The organism is Streptomyces sp. NPDC020192 (genome assembly GCF_044388685.1).
Classification (GTDB): Bacteria; Actinomycetota; Actinomycetes; order Streptomycetales; family Streptomycetaceae; genus Streptomyces.
The window spans coordinates 280712-304615 of record NZ_JBIRXG010000012.1 but is presented as its reverse complement, the minus strand read 5'-3'; the positions used below and the strand labels follow the sequence as shown (position 1 = coordinate 304615).

The window sequence follows — 23904 nt, the reverse complement described above, 5'->3', positions numbered from 1 at the left end:
TCAGTAGCGCGTCAGGGCCGACGGGCGGTCGCCGTGCTCCGGCATCGTCGTGATGGTGGGGTCCGGGCCGGTGGCGGGGGCCGGCATGCTGGTGATGTACGAACTCCCCGTCGGCGCCGGCATGGTGGTGAACCCGCTCCCGATGCCCGCCCCGTCGGCGGAGACGGCGGCGGCGCGGGTCGCGACGGCGTGGTCACTGCCGTGGTACGCGCCCTTGGCCAGCCGCACCTTGCCGGCCAGCTCGTGCAGCGCCGACTCCAGCGTGGCGGCGTCGTCCAGCCAGGCGGCGGCGAAGGCGTCGAAGGCCGCGCCGGCCTCGGGGCCGCCGAGGGCGTCCTGCGTGTAGCACATGGTGGGCTGAACGGCCTGGTGTATGTGCCCGGCGTCGTCGCCGGCGCCGTCCAGTTCGGTCGCCTGCCCGGACATGCCGGACTTCACCGTGTAGCCGTCCGTCGACGCGCCCATCCCCGCTCCCCCGTTGCGTAGACCAAGACCGCAGGGGAGGCTAGCACGCGGCAGTTGTAGGAACGTCCAGGCACCACACGCCCCGCACGGAGCCGACACACCATCCCCGCGCCGGGAGACCAGGAGAGCGACAGACATGCCAGGCCGCAGCGATCTCAAGCACCGCCTCGTGACCCGTCTCCAGCGGCACCTCGCCAATCCGCTCAACCGGCGGCTGCCGTTCCAGACCCTGCTGGAGACCACCGGCCGCACCTCGGGCCTGCCCCGGCAGACCCCGGTCGGCGGCCGCAGGGTCGGCGAGTCCTTCTGGCTGGTCTCCGAGTTCGGCTACAAGTCCCAGTACGTCCGCAACATCCAGGCCGACCCCGGGGTCCGCGTCCGCATCGCCGGCCGCTGGCACCACGGCACCGCCCACCTCCTCCCGGACGACGACCCGCTGACCCGCCTGCGCGCCCTCCCCTTCTTCAACAGCACGGCGGTACGCGCCTTCGGCACGGACCTGCTGACGGTGCGGGTGGATCTGGCGGACTGAGGGGCGCCGGCCCCCTCACCCCGGCCACACGATCGCCTGCACCTCGCTGTAGGCGTGCAGGGCGTAGGAGCCCACGTCCCGCCCCACGCCGCTCTTCTTGAAGCCGCCGAACGGGGCCTCCATGTTGCGGCCGACCGTGTTGATGCCGACCCCGCCCGCCCGCAGGCGCCGGGCCACCCGGAAGGCTCTGGCGACGTCGCCGGACCAGACGTAGTCGATCAGGCCGTAGTCGGAGTCGTTGGCGAGGGCGATCCCCTCCTCCTCGTCGTCGAAGGGGACGACCACGACGACCGGCCCGAAGATCTCCTCCCGGGCGACCCGCATGTCGTTGGTGCAGTCGGCGAGGAGGGTGGGGGCGACGTAGAAACCCCGGTCCATGGGCGGGCGTTCGCCACCCGTCACCACCGTCGCGCCCTCCTTGCGGCCTAGTTCGACGTACGACTCCACCCGTGCCCGGTGCTCCGCCGAGATCACCGGCCCGACCACCGTGCCCGGCCCGGCCGGGTCCCCCACCGTCAACCGCCCGGCGAACGCGGCCAGTTGCTCCACCAGACGGTCGTACACCGCCCGCTGCGCCAGCACCCGCGTCGGTGCCGTGCAGATCTGCCCGCTGTAGAAGGAGAAGGTCGTACCGATCCCGGCGACGGCCGAGGCGAGGTCCGCGTCGTCGAGGACGACCGCCGCGCCCTTGCCGCCCAGCTCCATCAGCTGGCGCTTCATGTCCCGCCCGGCGACCTCGGCGATGCGCCGGCCGACGGCCGTGGAGCCGGTGAAGCTCACCATGTCCACGTCCTCGCTGGCCACCACCGCCTCGCCCACGGCCACGTCCCGCCCGGACACGACGTTCACCACGCCCGGCGGCACCCCGGCCTCCTCCAGCGCCTCCGCCATCCGGTAGACGGACAGCGGATCCTGCGGGGCCGGTTTCACCACCACCGTGTTGCCCATGGCCAGCGCCGGGGCGACCTTGCCGGCCGGGTTGGCCCACGGGTTGTTGTACGAGGTGACGCAGGTGACGACCCCGACCGGCTGCCGTACCGCCAGCGCGCCCATCACGCCCGCCCTGCCCATCGGCCCCGCCTCGTTGATCTGCGGCGGCACGGCCCACTCGGCGGGCTCCACGTTCGCGTACCGGCGGAACCGGGCGGCGGCCACCCCGACCTGCATGGCCCGCGCGGTCCCCGTGGTCGCGCCGGTCTCGGCGCGGGCGAGATCGGCGTACGGCACCAGGCGCTCGCGGATGATCTCCGCCGCCCGCCCCAGCACCGCCGCCCGCTCCTCCGGCCGGGTCCGCGACCACGCCCCGAACGCCTCCCGGGCCGCCGCGCAGGCCGCCCGGGCCTGTTCCGGCGAGGCCTCCGGCGCCCGGCCGACGGTCTCCTCGGTGGCCGGGTCGGTCACCGGGTAGTGCCCGCCGTCCGGCTCCACCCACCGCCCGCCGACGAACAGCCGCTCCTCCCTCACCTGGTACTCACCGTCCGCGTGTCCCGCCCCGAGCGCAGCACCTTGCCCGGTACGGCCCCGCTGACCACGTCGTCCCGGATCGCCTCGACCCCGTTGACCCACACGGCCCGCACCCCGATCGCCGCCGAGTCCAGGCGGGGGCTGTCCCCCGGCAGGTCGTGCACCAGCCGCGCCTGCCCGGCGTCGATCCGCTCCGGGTCGAAGAGGACCAGGTCCGCGTGCCAGCCCTCCCGGATCCGGCCCCGCTCCCGCAGCCCGAAGAGCCGGGCCGGGTCATCGGTGAGCATCTTCACCGCCTGCTCCAGCCCGACGAGCTTCCGGCGGCGCAGACAGTCCCCGAGGAACCGGGTGGTGTACGGCGCCCCGCACATCCGGTCCAGATGCGCCCCGGCGTCGGACCCGCCCAGCAGCACGTCCTCGTGCTGCCAGGTCTCGGCGCGCAGCGCCCAGGAGGCGGGGTCGTTGTCGGTCGGCATGGGCCACAGGACCGTGCGGAGGTCGTCGTTGGAGCAGATCTCCACCAGGCAGGCGAAGGGGTCCTGGCCGCGTTCGGCCGCGATGTCCCGTACGACCCTGCCGGTCAGCCCCTGGTTGGCGGCGCTGTAGGTGTCCCCGATGACGTACCGTCCGAAGTTCGCCAGCCGCCGGAAGACCCCCGCCTCCTTGGACCGGGCCCGGCGCAGCATCTCCGCCCGGACGGCCGGGTCCCGGAGCTTCGCGATCCGTTCCGGCACCGGGAGCCCGAGGACCGGCCCCCAGCCGGGGATGAGGTTGAGGGCGCAGAAGGTGCCCAGCGACATGTTCATCGGGGTGAGGATCGGCATGGTGAGCGCCACCACCCGGCCGCCGGCCTTCCGGGCCCGTTCGCTCGCGCTCAGCTGCCGGGGGACCCGCTCCGGGACGGCCGCGTCGACGGTGAGCACGTTCCAGTTGAGCGGCCGCCCGGCGACCGCGCTCATCTCCACCAGCAGATCGATCTCGTCGTCACTGAACTGGTCCAGGCACCCGGCGACGATCGCCTCGATCTGCGTGCCCTCGTGCTCCCCGACCGCCCTGGCCAGGGCGAGCAGTTCGGCGGGCCGCGCGTGCCGGGACGCGACCGGCTGTCCGTCACCGTCGGAGTGGGTGCTCGACTGGGTGGTGGACAGGCCCCAGGCACCGGCGTCCATGGCCGCGTGCAACAGCCCTACGATCTCTGCGAGTTGCTCCTCACTGGGCTGCCCGCCGACGGCCTGAGGCCCCATGACGTGCCGTCGCAGCGCGCAATGGCCGACCATGAAACCGGCGTTGACGGCGATCCGCCCGTCGAGGGCGTCCAGATACTCCCCGAACGAATGCCAGCTCCACGGCGCCCCCTCCTCCAGCGCCACCAGGGACATCCCCTCCACCTTGGACATCATCCGGCGGGTGTAGTCGGCGTCCTCGGGGCGGGCGGGGTTGAGGGGCGCGAGCGTGAACCCGCAGTTCCCGGCCGCGACCGTCGTCACCCCGTGGTTGAGCGAGGGCGTGGCGTACGGGTCCCAGAAGAGCTGGGCGTCGTAGTGGGTGTGGGGGTCGACGAAGCCGGGGGCGAGGACGAGGCCGTGCGCGTCCTCGGTGGTCCGGGCGTCCTCGGTGATCTCGCCGACGGCGGCGATACGGCCGTCCCGGATGCCGACGTCGGCGGTGTACGCGGGTGCGCCCGTCCCGTCCACGACGGTCGCACCCTTGATCAGGTGGTCCAGCATGCCCGCGAACCCCCTCAGACGGACTGACGGAATCGCGTGGTCCGATGCACCGGATCCGTGTCGATCTCAGGAATCACATGCTCCCCGATCAGCCGGATCGTCTGCAGCGTCTCCTCCTTCGGCACCCCCACCGGCAGCCCGAAGCTCAGCTGGTCGGCGCCCGCCTGCTCCCACCGCTTGCACTGGCGCAGCACCTCGTCCGGGTCCCCGCAGATCAGCAGCTCCTCCTCGATGAGCAGCTCCACGAACTCGGGCGTGTACTCGGGCAGCGTCTCCGGCCAGACGGGGAAGCCCTCCGGGCGCGGGAACGTGTCGTGGTAGCGGAAGACCAGCGAGGGCAGGTAGTGCAGCCCGCCGCCCACCGCGATCCGGATCGCCTCCTCGTGCGTCGGCGCGCAGATCGCGGTCGTCGTCACCATCACGTTGTCGTTGACGAAGTCCCCGACCGGCTCGGCGTTCACGACCGCCGTCTTGTACTGCTCCAGCACCCACTCCATGTCGGAGACCTTCTGGATGCTGAAGCCGAGCACGCCGAGCCCCTTCCTCGCGGCCATGGCGTACGACGCCGGGGACCCGGCCGCGTACCACATCGCCGGGTGCGACGCCCCGTACGGCTTGGGCAGGACCTTCCTCGGCGGCAGCTGCCAGTGCTTGCCCTGGAAGCCCGCGTACTCGTCCTGGAGCCACATCTTCGGGAACTCGGCGATCGTCTCCTCCCAGATCTCCTTCGTGTAGTTCATGTCGGTGATGCCGGGCAGGAAGCCGAGGATCTCGTGCGAGCCCGCGCCCCGCCCGCTGCCGAACTCGAACCTGCCCTCGCTGAGGTGGTCCAGCATGGCGACCTTCTCGGCGACCTTGACCGGGTGGTTGACCTGGGCGAGCGGGTTGAAGATCCCGGAGCCGAGATGGATCCGGTCCGTCGCGTGCGCCAGGTACCCGAGGAAGACGTCGTTGGCGGACAGGTGCGAGTACTCCTCCAGGAAGTGGTGCTCGGAGGCCCAGGCGTACTTGAAGCCGGACGTGTCCGCCTGGATGACGTACTCGGTCTCCTCCATCAGTGCCTTGTGCTCGGCGAGCGGGTCGGTCTCGGCACGCTTGCCCACGTATCCCTGTACAAAGAGCCCGAATTCCACGGCGGTTCACCCTCCCAGCTCTTCTGACATACCGTCAGATCTCCTGTTGGCCGACTGTCGCATCGAGCACGAGGACCGTCAATAGCTGACGGTGAGTCAGATAACGGAGACGCCGGCCAGCCACCCGCCGTCGATCACGAACGGCTGCCCGGTGATGTACGACGAGTCCTGCGAGGTGAGGAAGAGGGCCAGCCGGGCCACCTCCTCGGGCTGTCCCACCCGGCCGAGCGGCACGAGCTTGCGGTACAGCTCGTCCAGGGCGCGGCTCATCTCCTCCGGGTCGGCGTCCGGGTCGAGCCGCGCCGGGTTGGACATCGGGGTGTCGATCGCGCCGGGACAGATCGCGTTGACCCGGATCCCCCGGCCGGCCAGCTCCAGCGCGGCCACCCGGGTCAGCCCGAGCACGGCGTGCTTGGTGGCCGCGTACGTGCCGACGGCCGCCATGCCGGTCAGCGCGGTGTAGGAGGCGGTGTTCACGATCGTCCCGCCGTCCACCATCTCCGGGACGACCGCCTTCATCCCCAGGAAGCAGCCGACCTGGTTGACCTGCACGACCTGCATGAACTCGTCCAGCGGGGTGTCCACGAGGGCGTTGAAGCGCAGGATGCCCGCGTTGTTGACGAGCCCGTCGACACGCCCGTACGCCTGCCTGATCTCCGCCACGGCCTCCCGCCAGCCGTCCTCCTGGCTCACGTCGAGGTGGACGTACAGCGCGCCGATCTCCTCGGCCAGCGCCTTGCCCTGCTCGTCCAGCACATCCGCCACGACGACGCGCGCGCCCTCCGCCCGGAAGAGCCGCGCCTCCTGCTCGCCCTGTCCGCGCGCCGCCCCGGTGATGACGACGACCCGCCCGTCCAGCTTGCCCATGTCCCCTCCTCAGCTCAGGTGGGGCGCGACCTCGGCCCCGAACGCGCCGATCTGCTCGATGAGTTCGCTACTGCTCCGGCTCCGGAACCGCACCTGGATCTGGTCCACGCCCATCGCCCGGTACGCGGTGAGCGACGCGGCGATCTCCTCCGGCGCCCCGGTCAGGGTCCGCCGCCCGACCTCCCAGCCGGCCCGCCCGACGTACAGCGGCTCGGTGATGGCCCCGACGGTGAACGGCCCCTCCAGCCCCTGGTCCGCGCGCAGGTGCCGGATCCGGGCGATCTGCGCGGGCAGCCGGTCCCGTGGATCCCCCTGCGGCAGCCAGCCGTCGCCCTTCAGCGCGGCCCGGCGTACGGCGGCGGGCGAGGAGCCGCCGACCCAGAGCGGGACGTGCGGCTGGGCCGGCCGGGGCCGCTGGCCGAGCCCGGCGAAGTCGTAGCGCTTGCCGTGGTGCTCGGGGAACTCCTCCGGCCCGAGGGCGGCGCGCAGGGCGTCGATCGTCTCGTCCAGTACGGCCCCCCGCCGCTCGAAGTCGGCCCCGAGCGCCTCGAACTCCTCCCGCACATGCCCGGCGCCCACCCCGAGGATCAGCCGCCCGCCGGAGAGGTGGTCGAGGGTGGCGTACTGCTTGGCGGTGAGAAGGGGGTGCCGGAGGCCGACGACGGCCACGTGGCTGAGCAGCCGCACCCGCTCGGTGACGGCGGCGAGGTGGGCGAGGGTGGCGACGGGGTCGTACCAGACCGTGCCCATGGCCTGGGCGAGCCGGCGCGGGACGGCCACGTGGTCGCAGACGGCGAGGTAGCCGAACCCGGCCCGGTCCACGGCCCGCGCGACCGCCACCAGATCCTCCGGCCCGGCCGCCGCCTCCCAGCGCTCGGTGTAGAGGGTGCTCTGGGACTGGACGGGCAGCTGGATGCCGTACACCAGGGCACTCACTGCCAGAGTCCTTCGGGGGTGAGCCCCAGCAGTTCGATGGCGTTGCCGCGCACGATCCGCTCGACCACGTCGGCCGGGAGGTGCCCCATCTGTGCCTCGCCGACCTCGCGGGACTTGGGCCAGGTGGAGTCGGAGTGCGGGTAGTCGGTCTCGTACAGGACGTTGCCGACGCCGATGGAGTCCAGGTTGCGCAGCCCGAAGGCGTCGTCGAAGAAGCAGCCGTAGACGTGCCCGGCGAAGGTCTCGGACGGCGGCCGGGTGACCTTGTCGGCGACCCCGCCCCAGCCCCGGTTCTCCTCCCAGACGACGTCGGCGCGCTCAAGGATGTACGGGATCCACCCGATCTGCCCTTCCGCGTACATGACCTTGAGGTTCGGGAAGCGTTCGAACTTCCCGCTCATCAGCCAGTCCACCATCGAGAAGCAGCAGTTGGCGAAGGTGATGGTGGAGCCGACGGCGGGCGGGGCGTCGGCGGAGGTGGAGGGCATGCGGCTGCTGGAGCCGATGTGCATGGCGATGACCGTGCCGGTCTCGTCGCAGGCGGCGAGGAACGGGTCCCAGTCGTCGCTGTGGACGGACGGCAGGCCGAGGTGCGGGGGTATCTCGGAGAAGGCGACGGCCCGGACGCCACGTGCCGCGTTCCGCCGTACCTCCTCGGCGGCGAGGTGGGCGTCCCACAGGGGTATGAGGGTGAGCGGTATGAGCCGGCCGTGCGCGTCCGGGCCGCACCACTCCTCCACCATCCAGTCGTTGTAGGCGCGCACGCAGAGCAGGCCGAGTTCCTTGTCGTGGGCCTCCGTGAAGGTCTGGCCGCAGAAGCGGGGGAAGGTGGGGAAGCAGACGGCGGACTGGACGTGGTTGGCGTCCATGTCGGCGAGCCGGGCGGGGACGTCGTACGACCCGGCCCGCATCTGCTCGTAGGTGATGACCTCCAGCCTGACCTCGTCCCTGTCGTAGCCGACGGCGGTGTCGAGGCGGGTGAGGGGCCGGCGCAGATCCTCGTAGACCCACCAGTCGCCGAGGGGGCCGTCGGCGCTGCCGGGCCGGCCCATGACGGGCTTGAACCGTCCACCGAGGAAGGTCATCTCCTTCAGCGGCGCACGCACGATCCGGGGCCCGGTGTCCAGGTACTTCTTCGGCAGCCGCTCCTGCCAGACGGTGGCGGGCTCCACGGTGTGGTCGTCGACGGAGATGATCAGCGGGAATCGGGGTGTCGTCTCCATGAGCCTCACGGTAGCGCCGATCTGACGGTCCGTCAGCTATCCGGGTTTGATCTCCTGTGTGCGATCGTGTGCGAAGACCGTGTGAGGGCCTTGTGTGCTCAGGTGTGCCGGTCTGTGATCGGCGTCTCCCACGGCTGACGCAACCGCCCGGAACAAGGCAAACTGACGGGGTTGTTCGGATGCCAGGGCCTGTCCGGCGGATCAGGCCGGCTCCAGGCAACGGTGTTTTGTCAGCACGGGTGAGCGGGGCAGGCCCCGCCATTCCGGCAGGATCCGTCGGACAGGCCCTAGGGGGACGAACGCATGGACGGTGGGCCGCGAGTGCCTGAGCAGCGGCGTCCCGGTTCCGTGACCGTCACGGAACCGGAGGCGTTGCGGTTCGGCGTGCTCGGTCCGGTGCGGGCCTGGCGCGGCGCGGAGCCGCTGAGCACGGGGTCCCCGCAGCAGCGCGCCCTGCTGGCCGCCCTGCTGCTGCGCGAGGGCCGTACGGCGACGGCGGCGGAGCTCATCGACGCCCTCTGGGGCCCCGAGCCGCCGTCCCAGGCCCTGGCGGCCGTGCGTACGTACGCCTCCCGGCTGCGCAAGGTCCTTGACCCCGGCGTGCTGGTCAGCGAGTCCGGCGGCTATGCGATCCGGGGCCTCGGCGAGGGCGCCCTGGACCTGGCGCAGGCCCAGGAGCTGGCGGCGCAGGCGGAGAAGGCCCGGGCGGCCGGCGACCTGTGCCGGGCCAGGGAGCTGCTGAACGACGCCCTCGGCCGGTGGGACGGCGAACCGCTGGCCGGCGTCCCCGGCCCCTACGCCGAGACCCAGCGGGTCCGGCTGGAGGAGTGGCGCCTCGGCCTGCTGGAGTCCCGCCTGGACATGGACCTGGAGCAGGGCTGCCACGCGGAGGCGGTCTCGGAACTGACGGCCCTGACCGCGGCCCACCCGCTGCGGGAACGCCTGCGCGAGCTGCTGATGCTCGCCCTGTACCGCAGTGGGCGTCAGGCGGAGGCCCTGGCGGTCTACGCCGACACTCGCCGCCTGCTGTCGGAGGAGCTGGGGGTCGACCCCCGCCCCGGCCTTCAGGAACTGCAGCAACGCATCCTCCAGGCGGACCCGGCCCTGGCGGAACCGTCGTCACCGGCGGTGGAACCGGCCGTGGTGGCCGTCCGCCCGGCCCAGCTCCCGGCGTCGGTCCCGGACTTCACCGGGCGCGCGTCCTTCGTGGCCGAGCTGAGCGAGGTGCTGGCGTCGGCGTCCGAGTCCCCGGACGCCCAGGGCCGCGTGATGGCGGTGTCGGCGCTGGCGGGGATCGGCGGGGTGGGCAAGACGACCCTGGCGGTGCATGTGGCCCACCGGGCGCGGGGTGCCTTCCCGGACGGCCAGCTGTACGTGGACCTCCAGGGCGCGGGCTCGAGGGCGGCGGAGCCGGAGACGGTCCTGGGTTCGTTCCTGCGCGCGCTCGGCACGGCGGACTCGGCGATCCCGGACTCCCTGGAGGAGCGTTCGGCCCTGTACCGCTCGGTGCTGGACGGCCGCCGGGTCCTGGTCCTGCTGGACAACGCGAAGGACGCGGCGCAGGTACGTCCGCTGCTGCCGGGGACAGAGGGCTGTGCGGCCCTGGTGACGTCCCGTGTCCGGATGCTGGACCTGGCCGGCGCCCACCTGGTCGACCTGGACGTGATGTCCCCGGACGAGGCGCTGGCCCTGTTCACGAAGATCGTGGGCGAGGAACGGGTGGCGGCAGAACGCGAGGCAGCCCTGGACGTGGTGGCGGCCTGCGGCTTCCTGCCCCTGGCGATCCGCATCGCCGCCTCCCGCCTGGCGGCCCGCCGTACGTGGACGGTCTCGGTCCTGGCGGCCAAGCTGGCGGACGAACGCCGCCGACTGGACGAGCTCCAGGCCGGGGACCTGGCGGTGAAGGCGACGTTCGAGCTGGGCTACGGCCAACTGGAGCCGGCCCAGGCCCGCGCCTTCCGTCTGCTGGGCCTGGCGGACGGCCCGGACATCTCGCTGGCCGCCGCAGCCGCGGTCCTGGACCTCCCGGGGGAGGAGACGGAGGACCTGCTGGAGTCCCTGGTGGACACGTCACTGCTGGAGTCGGCGGCGCCCGGCCGGTACCGCTTCCATGACCTGGTCCGACTCTACGCGCGTGCTTGCGCGGAGCGGGACGAGCAGCCGCCCGGCGAGCGGGAGGCGGCCATGTCGAGGTTGCTGGACTTTTATCTGGGTACGGCGGCGCAGGTGTATGCGATGGAGCGGCCCGGGGATCGGCTGGTGGATCACCTGGAGCCTACGGAGTATCCGGGGCTGCGGTTCGAGGACCGGCACCGAGCTCAGGACTGGCTGTATGCGGAGGCGACCTGCCTGCTCGCCTGCGTACGGCAGTCCGCCGAAGGAAGTCCGCTGCGGCGGGCCATCGATCTGCTGTGGGCGTCTGTCGACCTTGCCGAATCGGGCGCCAACTCCAAGGAGTACGAGGCCGCCGCCACCGCGCTGAGGAGGGCTGCACAGGCTGCCGGCGACGTACGAGCCGAAGGCAGGGCCTCGGTCGTCCTGGGCAACGCGCGGCTGTTCTCCGGGGTGTTCGACCAGGCGCACCGCGATGCACGTGAGGCGTTCCAGCTCGCCGAGACAGCCGACGATCCGCTGCCCTCCTGCTGGGCGGCGAACGTATTGGGCAGCACGGCGTTCTACCAGAACCGGCACGAGGACGCCGAAGGTTACTTCAGCCAGACCATCGAGAAGTTCCGCAGCTGCGGCGACCTCGCAGGCACGGCGGCCGCCCTGTGCAACCTGTCGCGTCTCCATCTGGCGACGAACCGCGCCGACACCGCTGTCGTCCTTGCCCGCCAGGGCACGGACATCTACCAGGAGCTCGGCCATACCCTCAGAGGAGCGAACGGGCGCTACGCATACGGCATGGCCCTTGCCAAGACCGGCCAGCACAGCAGCGCAGCCGAACAGTTGGAAGAGGCACTGCGGGTCTTCCGCGACAGTCGTCAGCGTCTGTGGGAAGGGATGACGCTCTGCCGACTCGCGGAGGTCGAACTGGACGCCCGTAAACCGGGCCAGGCCGCGAGCAACGCCGAGATGGCTCTCACCGTCCTGCGGGGCATCGGAGGCGAATGGCGCCGCGGCCACGTCCTGACCGTGCTGGGCAGAGCCCTGAACGGCATCGGCCACTCCGGCCGGGCCCAGGTCTGCTGGCAGGAAGCCCTGGAGATCTACGAGAACCTCAACTCCGCGGAGGCCGCCGAGGTCCGCAAACTCCTCACTCCGGTGGCGGCCGCCTGAGCTTCTGCCGGGACGTTCATCGTTCGTTTATCGCGGCCCGGCACTCTCGTGGTCGTCGATCCGTCGCGTCGGGGGGCAGACGGACCGCGGTGAGGGTCCCCACACCTGCGGATTAGGGTTGGGCGACCCGAGTGGCCCGCCCGGCCATCCACGGGGGAATGACCGGGCGGGCCCTCATGTTCCACACGGATCCACCCAGGGGAGGCACCATGAGCAACACCGAGAACAACACGATCGTCCAGCCGGACAACACGCACGTCACCGACGCTCCGGCGGGCGGGGGAGTCACGCCGCTCAACACGCATGTCACCGATGCGCCCGCGAACGGGGATGTCAAGCCGCTCAACACGCACGTCACGGACGTCGAGGCGGTGGCCGCCGCCGACGGGACGGTGGCCCCGGACAACACCCACGTCACGTCCGAACCCAGCTGAGCCAACTCCCGCACGGGGGACCGGCCGCGACGGCGCCGAGGGGGAGCCGTCGCGGCCGAGGTACATCGAGGGGCAGATCCAAGTCATTCCATGGCGGGAACCTTTCGACCTACAACATCCACATCACCGTTTCGCCCGACAACATCCACATCACGGGCAACGGCAGCTGAGTCAGCCAGCACGACGAGGGGCCGGCGTTGCCGGCCCCTTCGCCATGTTCGGCCCCAAGGCCTCCTCCGCTTCAGCGCCGAGGACGTTTTCCACCGCCCTGCGCACATGGTCGAGGAGATCAGGGCCACCCTGGCTGACCTGGCCGGCGCTTCCGAGTGACCGTGGGGCCCGGAAAGGCGGGGTCCCGACCGGCGTTGGCCTCTGCCGTCGGCTACGTCGCGGGTCGGCGCGGAGGGGACGCGGAGCGTGGATAGCGCGCCCACATCGTCCAACTCCCCCCTCGTATGGGATGGGTGGGGCTGGCGGGGCCGACGAGGACTTCGCGGCGACGGGACTGCTCCCCCGGGCTGCCCGCTCGCTTCTCACCAACCTCCTCGATGGCAGTCCAGGCTCCCTCCCCCTCCCCCTCCCCCTCTCCCTCCGCCTCACTCCCACCCCCGCAGCTCCCCCTTCACCACCTTCCCGCTCGCGTTCCGCGGCAGCTCCCCCACGAACTCCACCGCCCGTGGCACCTTGTAGTTCGCCATCTCGCGGCGGGACCAGGCGATCAGGTCGTCCTCCGTCAGGACTGAACCCCGCCTGCGGACCACGAACGCCTTGCCGACCTCGCCCAGCCGGGCGTCCGGTACGCCGATCACGGCCACCTCCCGCACATCCGGATGGAGGCCGAGCAGTTGCTCTATCTCCGCCGGGTAGGCGTTGAAGCCGCCGACGATGAACATGTCCTTGATGCGGTCCGTGATGCGCAGGTTGCCCGACTCGTCCAGGACGCCTACGTCGCCCGTTCGCAGCCAGCCGTCCGGAGAGACGGCCTCTGCCGTTGCCCCGGCATCCTCGTAGTAGCCGCGCATGACGTTGAAGCCCCGGACCAGTACCTCGCCCGGCACGCCCGGCGGTACCGGGGCGCCCGAAGCGTCCGCCACCCTCACCTCCGCCCCCGGGATCGGTCGGCCGGACGTCGACGCGATCACCGACGGGGGGTCGTCGCGCCGACACATCGTGACCATGCCGCTCGCCTCCGACAGGCCGTACGCCGTGAGGACCGTCTCCACGCCCAGTTCTCCGCGCAGGCGTTCCACCAGGAGCAGAGGGACGACCGCCGCTCCCGTCACCACCAGGCGCAGGGCGGAGAGGTCGTAGGCGTCCCGGGACGGGTGGTCCAGCAATGACTGGTGGAGGGTTGGTGGGCCGGGCAACACTGAGATGCGTTCCGCCGCTATGTTCGCCAGTGCCGTCTCCACGTTGAACACCGGCTGCGGGATCATCGTCGCCCCCCGCATCAGGCAGGCGATCACCCCCGCCTTGTAGCCGAAGGTGTGGAAGAAGGGGTTGATGATCAGGTAGCGGTCGGCGGCGCGCAGGCCTGCCAGGTCCGCCCAGACCGCATACGCCCGCAGGGTCTGCCCGTGCGTGATCACCGCGCCCTTCGGGCGGCCCGTCGTACCCGACGTGTAGATGATGTCCGACACCGAACCGCCGTCCAGTTCGGCTTCCCTCGTACGTACGTCCTCCGGCCTCACCCCCTCCCCTCCCGCCAGGAAGTCCTTCCACGTCCGGAAGTCCGGCGGTGCGTCCTCCGACAGGACCACCACCTCCTCCAGGGCCGGAAGGCCCGGGAGCGGGCCCTGGCCGTCCGGCACCCCTTCTCCCGCCGCCCTGCGCAGTGACGCCACGTACGACGTGCCCAAAAACGTGCCCGTCACGAACAACAAGCGCGCCCCGCTTCGGCGCAGTACGTCCGCCGCCTCCGTGCCCTTGAAACGGGTGTTCAGCGGGACCAGCACCGCGCCCGCGCTCACCGCGCCGAGCGCCGCGACGATCCAGTCCAGGGAGTTGGGGGCCCAGACCGCCACCCGGTCGCCCGCCTCCACGCCGCTCGCCAGGCAGGCCGCCGCCGAGCGTTCGATGCGGGCGCCGAGTTCGGCGTACGTGATCCTCGTACGGCCCTCGACCACGGCCTCCCGCTCCGCGTACCGCTCGGCCGACCACCGCACCAGCTCCGGGATGGTCCCCCAGTCGCTCACAGCGTCCCTCCCCATCACCCAGCCAGCTGACTGTCCGTCAGATTAGCTGTAATCTGACGGACTGTCAGGATGTCCAGAGGAGGGGGACGGCATGGCAGTCGCCGGGCTGAAGGACGCCACCGCCATCGTCGGGATCGGGCAGACCTCGTTCGCCAGGCATCTCCCGGAGGACGAGAAGACGCTCGCCTGCCGGGCCGTGGTCGCGGCCCTGGAAGACGCGGGGATCGCTCCCGGTGAGGTCGACGCTCTCGCCTCCTACACCATGGAGGAGACCGACGAGGTCGAGCTGGCGAAGGCCGTGGGGTTCGGGGATCTCACCTTCTTCAGCAAAGTCCCCTACGGAGGGGGCGGGTCCTGTGCCACCGTCGCGCATCTCGCCGCCGCCATCGCCTCCGGGCAGGCCTCCGTCGGCGTCGCCTGGCGGTCGCGGAAGCGGGGCAGCGGGGCGCGGCCCTGGACCAACACCGCCGTTCAGCTGCCCACTCCCGCCCAGTGGACCCGGCCCTTCGGGCTGCTCCGGCCCGCCGATGAGATCGCCATGCTGGCCCGCCGGTACATGCACGAGTACGGGGCTACGCGCGATCACCTCTTCAATGTCGCCCTCGCCTGCCGGAACCGCGCCAACCAGAACCCGGCCGCCGTGATGTACGAACGGCCGCTGACCCGCGAGATGTACATGACCTCCCGCTGGATCAGCGAACCCCTCTGCCTCTTCGACAACTGCCTGGAGACGGACGGGGCGTTGGCCTGCGTCGTCGTCGGCCGGGAGCGGGCGCGGGACTGCCGTCACAGGCCCGTGTACGTCCACTCCGCCGCCCAGGGGCTGCCCGCCCAGCACCACGGCATGGTCAACTACTGGAACGACGACCCGCTCACCGGCCCGGCCTGGTCCGCCGCACGGCAGCTGTGGAAGCACGCCGACCTCACCCCGGACGATGTCGACGTGGCGCAGATCTACGACGCGTTCACCGCACTCATACCGCTCTCGCTGGAGGGGTACGGCTTCTGCGGGCGGGGGGAGGGGGGCGCGTTCACGGAAGGGGGCGCGCTGGAGATCGGGGGGCGGCTTCCGCTCAACACCTCCGGCGGGGGGCTCTCCGAGGCCTACGTCCATGGCTTCAACCTCATCAACGAAGGCGTGAGGCAGCTGCGCGGCACCAGTACCGCCCAGGTGCCCGGCGCCGCCACCTGCCTCGTCACCGCCGGTGAGGGCGTGCCCACCTCCGCTCTGCTGCTCAGGAGCTGACCATGCTGAACCCCGTCACCGACACCGACGGCGCGCCCTTCTGGGAGTACGCCGCCCAGGGTGAACTGCGCGTCCAGGCCTGCGCCGACTGCGGTGAGCCCCGCTTTCCGCCCCGGCCCTGCTGCCCGCACTGCCAGTCCTTCGCGAGCGAGTGGCGGCTCACCGGCGGACACGGACGGATCTGGTCGTACGTCGTTCCGCATCCGCCTCTCCTGCCCGACTACGCGGAACAGGCGCCGTACAACGTCGTCGTCGTGGAGCTCGAGGACGCCCCCCGTATCCGGCTCGTGGGCAATCTCGTCCGCCACGCCGGGGACCCTCTCAACTCCCTTGATCCGGAGCGGATTCGGATCGGGGCTCGCGTGCATGCCGTCTTCCCGGACGGCGGGCTGCCGCAGTGGGTGCTCTCGTGAGCGCCCTCCTGGTCGAGGCCGACAAGGACAGCGGCGTCGCCGTCGTCACCCTCAACCGGCCCGAGCGGCTCAACTCCGTCGATCTGGAAATGGCCGGCCAACTTGCCGACATCTGGCGTGGGTTGCGGGTCGACGACTCCGTGCGGTCCGTCGTGCTCACCGGGGCCGGTGAGCGGGCCTTCTGTACCGGGATCGACCGGGACGTCGTCGTACCGCAGCCGTCGTCGCCGTACATGCAGGACGATCCGCTGCTGGGGATCGGGCCGAAGGCGAACGACCTGTGGAAGCCGGTCGTGGCCGCCGTGCGCGGGATGGCCTGCGGGGGTGCCTTCTATCTGCTCGGGGAGTGCGAGTTCGTCGTCGCCGATGCCACCGCCGTCTTCTTCGATCCGCATACGACGTACGGGATGGTCAGCGCCTACGAGTCCATGCTGCTGGCCGCGCGGATGCCCTACGGGGAGGTCGCGCGGATGATGCTCATGGGGACGGCGGAACGGATCTCCGCGCGGCGCGCCCATGACATCGGGCTGGTCTCCGAAGTCACCGAGGAAGGCGGGGCGTTGGAGGCCGCCGTGCGCTGTGCCGCCGTCATCGCCGGGTATCCGGCGGAGGGGGTGCAGGGGACCGTGCGGGCGCTGTGGGCGGCGCGGGAGGCGGGCCTGACGCAGGCGTTCGCGCAGGCCCCGCATCTCATCGCGCTCGGCAATCTGCCGGCCGAGCGGCAGGCCGAGCTGTTCCGGAGCAGGGACCGGACCGCGCCGCGGACACGGTGAGTGACCGCGTGGCGGGGGTCCGGCGGCCGGGGTAGCCTCGGCCCTGGGACGGCCGCCGTCTGGAGCCCTTTCCGTGACACACCGGTACGACGGCCGTCACGTATCCCCCCCACCGCGCTAGGCCGTCCGTGCCGTGCCCGTGCCCTTCTCCGCGTCCAGCGCGTACACGCACCGGTCCTTGCTGCACGCGTACACCACACCGTCCTGGACCACCGGGGAGCCGGTGATCTCGCCGCCGGTCGCCAGCTTCCAGCGCAGGCGGCCGTCGTCGGCCTTCAGGGTGTAGAGCAGATGGTCCGTGGAGCCGAAGTGGATGCGGCCCTCGGCCACCGCGGGCGCGCCCACGACGTCGCCGCCCGCCTGGAAGCGCCACTTGGGCGTGCCGGTGACCGCGTCCAGGGTGTACAGGGCCTTGCCGCTGCCCACGTGGACATGGCCGGCCGCCACCAGCACCGGCTCGATCGAGGCACGGGCCTCGGTCGCGATGCGCCAGCGGTCGCGGCCGTCGGTGGCGTCGAGGGCGTAGACCGTGCCGAGGTAGTCCGCGAGGTACACGCCGCCGCCCGTCACCGCCGGGCCCGGGGTGAAGGCGGGCGGGGAGAGGAAGACCGCGGGGGCCTCGAAGTGCCAGCGGACCCTGCCGCTCGCCACCTCGATCGCGAGGACCCGGGTGCCCGCGGAGACGTAGACGTAGCCGTCCGACGCCGGGGCGAGGCGGACCGGGACGCCGCCGCAGGAGGCCGCGTCGCCGACCGGGTACGACCAGCGCTCCTCGCCGGTGCGGGCCTCCAGGGCGCGCAGCCGGGCGTCCTGCCAGACGTAGACCGTGCCGTCGTGGACGAGCGGGCCGGACTCGGGGGACTCGAAGTCGGTCTGGCAGCCGGCGATCTCCCACAGCTTCTGCCCGCTCGCGGCCTCCCAGGCCTGGACGCCGCCGCCGCGGGTGCCGGTGACGACCGTGCCGTGGTCGGCCTTCAGGGAGTACACCCAGGCGTCCGTCGACAGCCGCCACAGGTCGGCGCCCTCGCGGGCGTCCAGGGCGAACAGGGTCGGGCCGTCGGAGGCGTGGATACGGCCGTCCGCCACCGCCATGGACCAGGCGACGTCCCTGGTCTTGAAGCTACGGCGGCCCGTCGCCACGTCCAGGGCGTGCACCTCGAAGGAGGTGACGTAGACCAGGTCGCCGGCGACGGAAGGGGTGCCCCAGACGTCGTTCGACATGCGGAAACGCCAGGGGCGCCAGCCGGCCGCCGTCTCCGGGGGCTGGGGCGGGACCGGCGGCACGGCGGGGTCGGGACCGGTCAGGCCGGGGCGCGGGCGGGACCAGCTGGCGACCAGGCCGGCCTCCGGCGGGGGCGCCTTGACGGCGGCGGCGCGGGCGTCGGCGACGCGCGGACCGGGGCCGATGGGCACCGGGGCGCCGGCCAGCCGGACCGGACCCGTGTCGGGGGCGCCCACGGGAACGGGCGGGACCGGCGGGTCGTACGGGGGCGGCGGCGGGACCGCGGAACGCCCGGCGCTGCCCCGGCCGCCGGTGCCGGACGGGGCGGGCCTGGCGGTGGGGCGGACGCCGCCGCGGCGGGACTCGATGAGGGCGACGGCCTTCTCGGGCAGCCAGGCGGAGGCGGTGCCGCTGTCGTCGGAGCCGGAGCCGAAGAGATGGGGCGCGAGCTGGGCCTGGAGGTCGGCCGGGGAGGGGCGGCCCGTGGCCTCCATCTGCATGCAGACCTCGATGAGCGGGCGCAGCTCGTCGGGCAGGCCGGTGAGGTCCGGGCCCTCGCGCAGCAGCATGAAGACCGTCTCGACCGGGTTGGCGCCGTGGAAGGGCGGGTGGCCGGTGGCCGCGAAGACCAGCATGGAACCGAGCGAGAAGACGTCGCTGGCGCCGGTGACGCTGCGGGAGTCCTTGGCCTGCTCGGGGGACATGTAGGCGGGGGTGCCGACGGCGACGTTCGTCATGGTCAGGCGGGTGTTCGAGACGCCCGACGCGATGCCGAAGTCGATCACCCGGGGGCCGTCCTCGACCACGAGCACGTTGGAGGGCTTCAGATCCCGGTGCACGAGTCCCGCGCCGTGGATGGACTGGAGGGCCTCCGCCACGCCCGCCGCGAGCCAGCGCACGGCCTGGGCCGGCAGCGGACCGCAGTCGTTCACTATCTCCTCGAGGGAGGGCGCGGGGACGTACGCCGTGGCCAGCCAGGGCACGGCGGCGCGCGGGTCGGCGTCGACCACGGCGGCCGTGTAGAAGCCGGAGACCGCGCGGGCCGCCTCCACCTCGCGGGTGAAGCGGACGCGGAAGAGCTGGTCCTCGGCCAGCTCGGTGCGCACCGTCTTGATCGCCACGCGCCGGCCGGACGCCGAGCGCGCGAGATAGACCAGCCCCATGCCGCCGGCGCCCAGCCGGCCCAGCACCTCGAACGGCCCGATCCGCCGCGGATCGTGCTGTGTCAGCTGATCCACCACTTGCCTGCCACCTCCCCGTACTGGCCGCGCCACCCCATATGTACGCGACCGACGTGCAGCGTCTCACCACCGCACCGCCATGGCGGCACGCACCCCGATTCTTCCTGGCCGGGCGGCTGGTTGCGAACCCGGTGAAAAATCGGGGTGTCTTGCGACCAATCCGGCCAAAACGGACGGATCAGCGGTGCAGCAGTGCGAACGACGCCCCCTGATTGTCGGTGACGACGGCCACCTGTCCGTACGACGTCTCGAAGGGTGACGCCTGCACCCGGCCACCCAGCCGCTGGACGGCCCCGAGGGCGTCGTCCAGGTCGGTGACCCGGAAGTGGGCGAGGAAGTGCGGGGGCATCTCGGCCGGGAAGACCTCGGTCACCTCGGCCCGCCCGAAGTCGGGCTCGGCACCGGAGCCGAAGAGGGCCTCGTGGAAGAGGCCGCCGTAGAAGGTGTTGGCGGCGGCGGTGTCGCGCGTGTACAGCTGGGCCCAGACGAAGGTGCCCGGCTCGCGCCGGCGCCCGAAGCCCTGGTGGCCGCCCGGCTGCCACAGGCCGAACACCGCGCCCTCGGGGTCGGCGGCGAGCGCGGCCGTGCCGAGGTCGTCCAGCGCGGTGGGCGCCATCACGACCTGTCCGCCGGCCGCCGTGATCCGCCGGGTGAGCGCCTCGGCGTCCGGGGTGGCGAAGTACACCGTCCAGACGGTGGGCATCCGGCCGTCGGTCTTGTGCGCGAGCGCGGCGACCGGCTCCCCGTCCAGCCGGGCCCACACCGAGGAGCCGTACGCCTCCTCGAAGGTCCACCCGAAGAGCTCACCGTAGAACCGCTTGCCCGCCTCGACGTCGGGCAGCTGTGCGTCCACCCAGCAGGGCACGCCCTCCCCGTACGCCTCTCCCACCTCTTGCGTCTCTTCGTTGGCGGATGCCCTGTTTTCGGCCATGCCGCCAAAGTAACCGGGGCGCGCGCACCGCGCAGACCAGGCACACCACCCTCAGAGTCCCCGTGCACCCCATTTGCACTCGGCCGAATCGCGCTCCGATCACCCCTCGGTAAGCTGACGGCATGACAGGACAAGTGCGTACCGTCGACGGCCGCGTGGCCGGCCGGCGTGGGCAGGCGACCCGGCAGAAGCTGCTCGACTGCCTCAGCGAGATGCTCAGCTCCTCCCCGTACCGGGACGTCAAGGTCATCGATGTCGCCCGGAAGGCGGGCACTTCGCCCGCGACCTTCTACCAGTACTTCCCGGACGTCGAAGGCGCCGTCCTGGAGATCGCCGAGCAAATGGCCGCCGAGGGCGCCGGGTTGACCGAGCTGCTCGAGGGCCGGTCATGGGCCGGCAAGTCCGGGTGGCAGACCGCGCAGGAACTCGTGGACGGCTTCCTGGAGTTCTGGCGCAAGAACGACGCGATCCTGCGGGTGGTCGACCTCGGCGCGGCCGAAGGGGACAAACGGTTCTACAAGATCCGGATGAAGATCCTCAATTCGGTGAACAACTCCCTCGTGGACTCCATCGCCGAACTGCAGGCCAAGGGCAGGGTCGACAAGGACGTGAACCCGGCGGCGGTGGCCGGCTCGCTGGTCGCGATGCTCGCGGCGGTGGCGGCCCACCAGAAGGGCTTCCAGTCCTGGGGCGTGAAACAGGCCGAACTCAAGCCGAACCTCGCCCTGTTGATCCACCTGGGCGTGACCGGCAAGAAGCCGAGCAAGTAACACGCCCCCTTTTTCCAGGTCCCAAGTCCTGTCTGGCAGGCGGTAGTTCATCGAGGTGAGCTGCCGCCTGCCGTGCTACGCGGGCAGCGGACGGTCCCGTACGACGTGCTTCATCACCAGCGTCGACGTCAGCCGCTGCACCCCCGGCAGGGTCGCGAGCCGGTCGTCGTACAGCCGCTGGAAGGCGGCGAGGTCGGCGGTGGCGATCCGGAGCAGATAGTCGGGCTCGCCGAACAGCCGCTGGGCGTCCAGGACGTGCTCCAGCTCACTGACCGCCCGCTCGAACTCGGCGACCGTGTCCCGGTCCTCCTGCCGCATGGACACGAAGACCAGCGCCTCGAAGTTCAGCCCCAGCGCGGCCGGGTCCACCACCGCACGGTAGCCCTCGATGGCGCCGGAGCGCTCCAGCTCGCGCAGCCGCCGGTGACAGGGCGAGACACTCAGGCGCACCCGCGCGGCCAGCTCGGTCACGGTCAGCCGCCCGTCCTGCTGCAGCTCGGCAAGGATTTTCCGGTCCATGTCGTCCATGGGGTAGATCTTCCCCCGAAATGCCGGTTGACGGGAAAACTTCGGGAACACTTTCGGCCTCTTCGCGCCTAATGTCCCCAGCATGGATTCGGGACTGCTCTTCTCCTTCCTCGCCGTGGACCTGCTGCTGGTGTGCGTGCCGGGCGCCGACTGGGCGTACGTCATCGCCACCGGCCTGCGCGGCCGCTCGGTACCGCGCGCGGTAGCGGGCCTGGTCTGCGGGTACGCCCTGCACACGGTCCTGGCGACGGCGGGGCTGGCGGTGCTGGTCGCGGGCTCGCCGCGGCTCCTGACGGCGCTGACGGTCGCGGGCGCCGGGTATCTGCTGTGGCTGGGGTGGGGAGTGCTGCGGCGACCCGCGGTGCCGGACGCGAGCGCCGCGCCGACGCCTTCCGGCGCGCTCTTCCTCCGGGGCGCCACGATCAGCGGCCTGAACCCCAAGGGCCTGCTGCTCTACCTCTCCGTCCTCCCTCAGTTCCTCACCCTGCGCGGCGCCCACCTGCCCGTCCCGGTCCAGACGGCGGCCCTCGGTGTGCTGCACATGGCCTGCTGTGCGGCGGTGTACCTCGCGGTGGGGGTCCTCGCCCGTGCGCTGCTCGCCGCGCGGCCTGCGGCGGCTCGGGCGGTTACGCGGACGTCGGGGGCGGCGATGCTGGGGATCGGGGCGTTTTTGCTGGTGGAGCGCCTCGCCACGCTGTAGGTTCGGCCGGCCTTTCGGGTGCGGGTTCGTTGTGGTTGCTCGCGCCCACGCGGCGGTAGCCGCATATCAGATACAGCCCCGCGCCCCTAAGGAGTTGCAGTGAGCCGGAACAAGCGGATCTGCCTCGTCACCCTCTCCTGATACGCCGCGTACGGGGGCCAGAACGCCAGGACCGCTCGCCAGGCCTCTTCCCGCTCCTCCCCCCTGAGCAGCCGGGCCGTCACCGGGATGTCCCGGCCCTTCCAGCTGATCGACGCCTCCGGATGGGCGAGGAGATTGTGGGTCCAGGCGGGGTGCCCGGTCCGGCCGAAGTTGGAGCCCACCAGGATCCAGCTCTTGCCGTCCTCCTCGGGCATGCACGCCAGCGGAGTCCTGCGGAGCAGCCCGCTGCGGGCGCCGGTCGACGTGAGGATCACCCCGGGCAGCATCTGGGCGCTGAGCAGCACCTTGCCCCGGGTGAGGCGGTGGACGGCGCGGTCCAGCGCCGGGATCACATGCGGGGCGACCTTCGCGAACCCGCGCGTCGAGGACACCTTCTGCACCAACCGGACACCGATCACACCGCCACCTCCCCAGTCCCGAACAGCCCGGCCGTCTCGGCGGCCCGGTCCCGCAGCCGGTGCGGTGGGCCGAACAGCAGCTCGTCCCCGGCCGCCCGTTTGAAGTACAGGTGGGCATCATGCTCCCAGGTGAAACCGATCCCGCCGTGCAGCTGGATGCCCTCGGCGGCGGCCAGCCGTAGCGCCTCCAACGCCTGCGCGAGCGCCAGCCCGCCGGCCGCCGACGGTGAGGACACCACCGCCGAAGCGCCGCAGGCCCACGCCGCGTAGTACGCCGCCGAGCGTGCCGCCTGTACCGCCACGTACACGTCCGCCAGCCGGTGCTTGACCGCCTGGAAGGATCCGATGGGCCGCCCGAACTGTTCGCGCTGCCCGGCGTACTCCACGGTCCGCTCCAGCACCCGGCCGGCCGCCCCGACGGCCTCGCAGGCGAGCACGGCGGCCACGGAGTCCCCGAGGGCGGCGAGGGCGGGCAGCACCTCGGTGTTTTCCTCGCCCAGCACCTCGGCTCGTACGTCCCGGAGTTGGACGCGCGCCTGGGGGCGGGTGGCGTCGAGGGCGGTCTGCCGGGTCCGTACGACGCCCGGCGCGTCCCCCGGCACCAGGTACAGCCGGGTCCGGGACCGCGCGAAACCGCCGGTGTGGGCGGCGACCAGCAGCAGCCCGGCGCTGTGCCCGTCCAGCACCTGGTCGGCCTGGCCGTAGAGCAGCCAGCCGTCCGCCGTACGCCGGGCCTGCATGCCCCCGGCTCGCCCGCCACCGGCCACGTACTCCTCATTGCCGCAGGTCAGGGCGAGAGCGGTGGCGAGGTCGGTGCCCGGTACGGCGAGGGCGGCGGTGCGGGTGCCGGTGGCCAGCCGGGGCAGCAGGCCGGCGCGCTGGGCCTCCGTACCGAGGGCGAGCACGAGGGGCGCCACCAGCACGGAGGTGGCGAACAGCGGGGAGGGGGCGAGGGCGCGGCCGGTCTCCTCGCAGGCGAGGGCCAGGTCGGTGACCGGGCAGCCGACCCCGCCGTACCGCTCGGGCAGGGCGAGCCCCGGCAGGCCCAGCTGGTCGGCGAGGGCGGACCAGAGGGCGGGGTCGTGTCCGGCGGGGGCGGCGAGGGCGGCGCGCAGCTCCTCGGGGCCGCAGCGCTTGTGGAGGAGTTCACGCAGGGTACGGCGGATCTCGTCCTGTTCGGCGGTGAGACGCGTGTCCATGGCTCTTCCCCGACTCTTCCCTCCGGATCTGACGGACCGTCATATTAGGAGGGCCGCAGCGATATG

Annotated in this window: 21 protein-coding genes; 8 read left to right on the top strand and 13 right to left on the bottom strand. The window is 72.0% G+C overall.

The genetic code is table 11. The features are described from left to right. Positions 1-465, bottom strand: a complete 465-nt coding sequence (locus ACH47Z_RS24400; protein ID WP_399077008.1) for a hypothetical protein — start codon at positions 463-465, stop codon at positions 1-3. 136 nt (positions 466-601) lie between these two features. Between ACH47Z_RS24400 and ACH47Z_RS24395 the strand changes: the two genes are divergently transcribed. After that, the gene (locus ACH47Z_RS24395; protein ID WP_399077006.1) at positions 602-997 is read left to right on the top strand and encodes a nitroreductase/quinone reductase family protein; all 396 of its coding nucleotides are present in this window, start codon (positions 602-604) and stop codon (positions 995-997) included. Positions 998-1012: 15 nt separating this feature from the next. Here ACH47Z_RS24395 and ACH47Z_RS24390 read toward each other — a convergent pair whose 3' ends face one another. The 6 genes from ACH47Z_RS24390 to ACH47Z_RS24365 form a co-directional block, all read right to left on the bottom strand. After that, on the bottom strand, positions 1013-2461 hold the full coding sequence (locus tag ACH47Z_RS24390) for an aldehyde dehydrogenase family protein (protein ID WP_399077004.1): 1449 nt from the start codon (positions 2459-2461) through the stop codon (positions 1013-1015). After that, positions 2458-4188 carry an amidohydrolase family protein gene (locus ACH47Z_RS24385; protein ID WP_399077002.1) on the bottom strand — a complete coding sequence of 577 codons (1731 nt, stop codon included), beginning with the start codon at positions 4186-4188 and terminating at the stop codon, positions 2458-2460. Before ACH47Z_RS24385 ends, ACH47Z_RS24390 begins: the two co-directional genes overlap by 4 nt. Before the next feature lie 14 nt (positions 4189-4202). After that, positions 4203-5321, bottom strand: a complete 1119-nt coding sequence (locus ACH47Z_RS24380; RefSeq protein WP_399077000.1) for an LLM class flavin-dependent oxidoreductase — start codon at positions 5319-5321, stop codon at positions 4203-4205. A gap of 96 nt (positions 5322-5417) precedes the next feature. After that, positions 5418-6188: an SDR family NAD(P)-dependent oxidoreductase gene (locus ACH47Z_RS24375; protein WP_399076998.1), complete on the bottom strand. Its 771-nt coding sequence runs from the start codon at positions 6186-6188 to the stop codon at positions 5418-5420. A gap of 9 nt (positions 6189-6197) precedes the next feature. Continuing rightward, on the bottom strand, positions 6198-7115 hold the full coding sequence (locus ACH47Z_RS24370; protein ID WP_399077046.1) for an LLM class F420-dependent oxidoreductase: 918 nt from the start codon (positions 7113-7115) through the stop codon (positions 6198-6200). Positions 7116-7120: 5 nt separating this feature from the next. Further along, complete coding sequence (locus ACH47Z_RS24365) at positions 7121-8347, bottom strand: amidohydrolase family protein (protein WP_399076997.1); 1227 nt, start codon at positions 8345-8347, stop codon at positions 7121-7123. Positions 8348-8650: 303 nt separating this feature from the next. On the opposite strand from ACH47Z_RS24365, the gene ACH47Z_RS24360 reads away from it, so the two are divergent. Both ACH47Z_RS24360 and ACH47Z_RS24355 read left to right on the top strand, forming a co-directional pair. Next, complete coding sequence (locus tag ACH47Z_RS24360) at positions 8651-11626, top strand: BTAD domain-containing putative transcriptional regulator (protein ID WP_399076995.1); 2976 nt, start codon at positions 8651-8653, stop codon at positions 11624-11626. Between the two features lie 209 nt (positions 11627-11835). Continuing rightward, the gene (locus tag ACH47Z_RS24355; protein WP_399076993.1) at positions 11836-12060 is read left to right on the top strand and encodes a hypothetical protein; all 225 of its coding nucleotides are present in this window, start codon (positions 11836-11838) and stop codon (positions 12058-12060) included. A gap of 596 nt (positions 12061-12656) precedes the next feature. Here the strand turns inward: ACH47Z_RS24355 and ACH47Z_RS24350 are convergent. Further along, entirely contained in the window at positions 12657-14270 is a 1614-nt protein-coding gene (locus ACH47Z_RS24350) for a FadD3 family acyl-CoA ligase (protein WP_399076991.1), read from the bottom strand. Between the two features lie 76 nt (positions 14271-14346). Between ACH47Z_RS24350 and ACH47Z_RS24345 the strand changes: the two genes are divergently transcribed. The 3 genes from ACH47Z_RS24345 to ACH47Z_RS24335 are packed head-to-tail and all read left to right on the top strand — an operon-like array spanning position 14347 to position 16687. Next, positions 14347-15501, top strand: a complete 1155-nt coding sequence (locus tag ACH47Z_RS24345) for a lipid-transfer protein (protein ID WP_399076989.1) — start codon at positions 14347-14349, stop codon at positions 15499-15501. A 2-nt stretch (positions 15502-15503) separates the two neighbouring features. Beyond that, complete coding sequence (locus ACH47Z_RS24340) at positions 15504-15914, top strand: Zn-ribbon domain-containing OB-fold protein (RefSeq protein WP_399076987.1); 411 nt, start codon at positions 15504-15506, stop codon at positions 15912-15914. Further along, positions 15911-16687 (top strand): enoyl-CoA hydratase/isomerase family protein, encoded by a 777-nt coding sequence (locus ACH47Z_RS24335; protein WP_399076985.1) that lies wholly within the window; start codon positions 15911-15913, stop codon positions 16685-16687. Before ACH47Z_RS24340 ends, ACH47Z_RS24335 begins: the two co-directional genes overlap by 4 nt. A 117-nt stretch (positions 16688-16804) precedes the next feature. Here ACH47Z_RS24335 and ACH47Z_RS24330 read toward each other — a convergent pair whose 3' ends face one another. Next, the gene (locus tag ACH47Z_RS24330; RefSeq protein WP_399076983.1) at positions 16805-19150 is read right to left on the bottom strand and encodes a PQQ-binding-like beta-propeller repeat protein; all 2346 of its coding nucleotides are present in this window, start codon (positions 19148-19150) and stop codon (positions 16805-16807) included. Between the two features lie 178 nt (positions 19151-19328). Next, positions 19329-20081: a VOC family protein gene (locus ACH47Z_RS24325; RefSeq protein ID WP_399076981.1), complete on the bottom strand. Its 753-nt coding sequence runs from the start codon at positions 20079-20081 to the stop codon at positions 19329-19331. Between the two features lie 122 nt (positions 20082-20203). On the opposite strand from ACH47Z_RS24325, the gene ACH47Z_RS24320 reads away from it, so the two are divergent. After that, on the top strand, positions 20204-20851 hold the full coding sequence (locus tag ACH47Z_RS24320) for a TetR family transcriptional regulator (RefSeq protein ID WP_399076979.1): 648 nt from the start codon (positions 20204-20206) through the stop codon (positions 20849-20851). A 75-nt stretch (positions 20852-20926) separates the two neighbouring features. On the opposite strand, the gene ACH47Z_RS24315 is transcribed toward ACH47Z_RS24320, so the two are convergent. Beyond that, complete coding sequence (locus ACH47Z_RS24315) at positions 20927-21379, bottom strand: Lrp/AsnC family transcriptional regulator (protein WP_399076977.1); 453 nt, start codon at positions 21377-21379, stop codon at positions 20927-20929. A gap of 82 nt (positions 21380-21461) precedes the next feature. Between ACH47Z_RS24315 and ACH47Z_RS24310 the strand changes: the two genes are divergently transcribed. After that, positions 21462-22079: a LysE family translocator gene (locus tag ACH47Z_RS24310; protein WP_399076975.1), complete on the top strand. Its 618-nt coding sequence runs from the start codon at positions 21462-21464 to the stop codon at positions 22077-22079. 86 nt (positions 22080-22165) lie between these two features. Here the strand turns inward: ACH47Z_RS24310 and ACH47Z_RS24305 are convergent, their stop codons facing one another. Both ACH47Z_RS24305 and ACH47Z_RS24300 read right to left on the bottom strand, forming a co-directional pair. Beyond that, positions 22166-22639: a nitroreductase family deazaflavin-dependent oxidoreductase gene (locus ACH47Z_RS24305; protein ID WP_399076972.1), complete on the bottom strand. Its 474-nt coding sequence runs from the start codon at positions 22637-22639 to the stop codon at positions 22166-22168. Then, positions 22636-23838 (bottom strand): acyl-CoA dehydrogenase family protein, encoded by a 1203-nt coding sequence (locus tag ACH47Z_RS24300; RefSeq protein ID WP_399076970.1) that lies wholly within the window; start codon positions 23836-23838, stop codon positions 22636-22638. The genes ACH47Z_RS24305 and ACH47Z_RS24300 overlap by 4 nt, the downstream gene beginning before the upstream one ends. Positions 23839-23904: the final 66 nt, after the last annotated feature.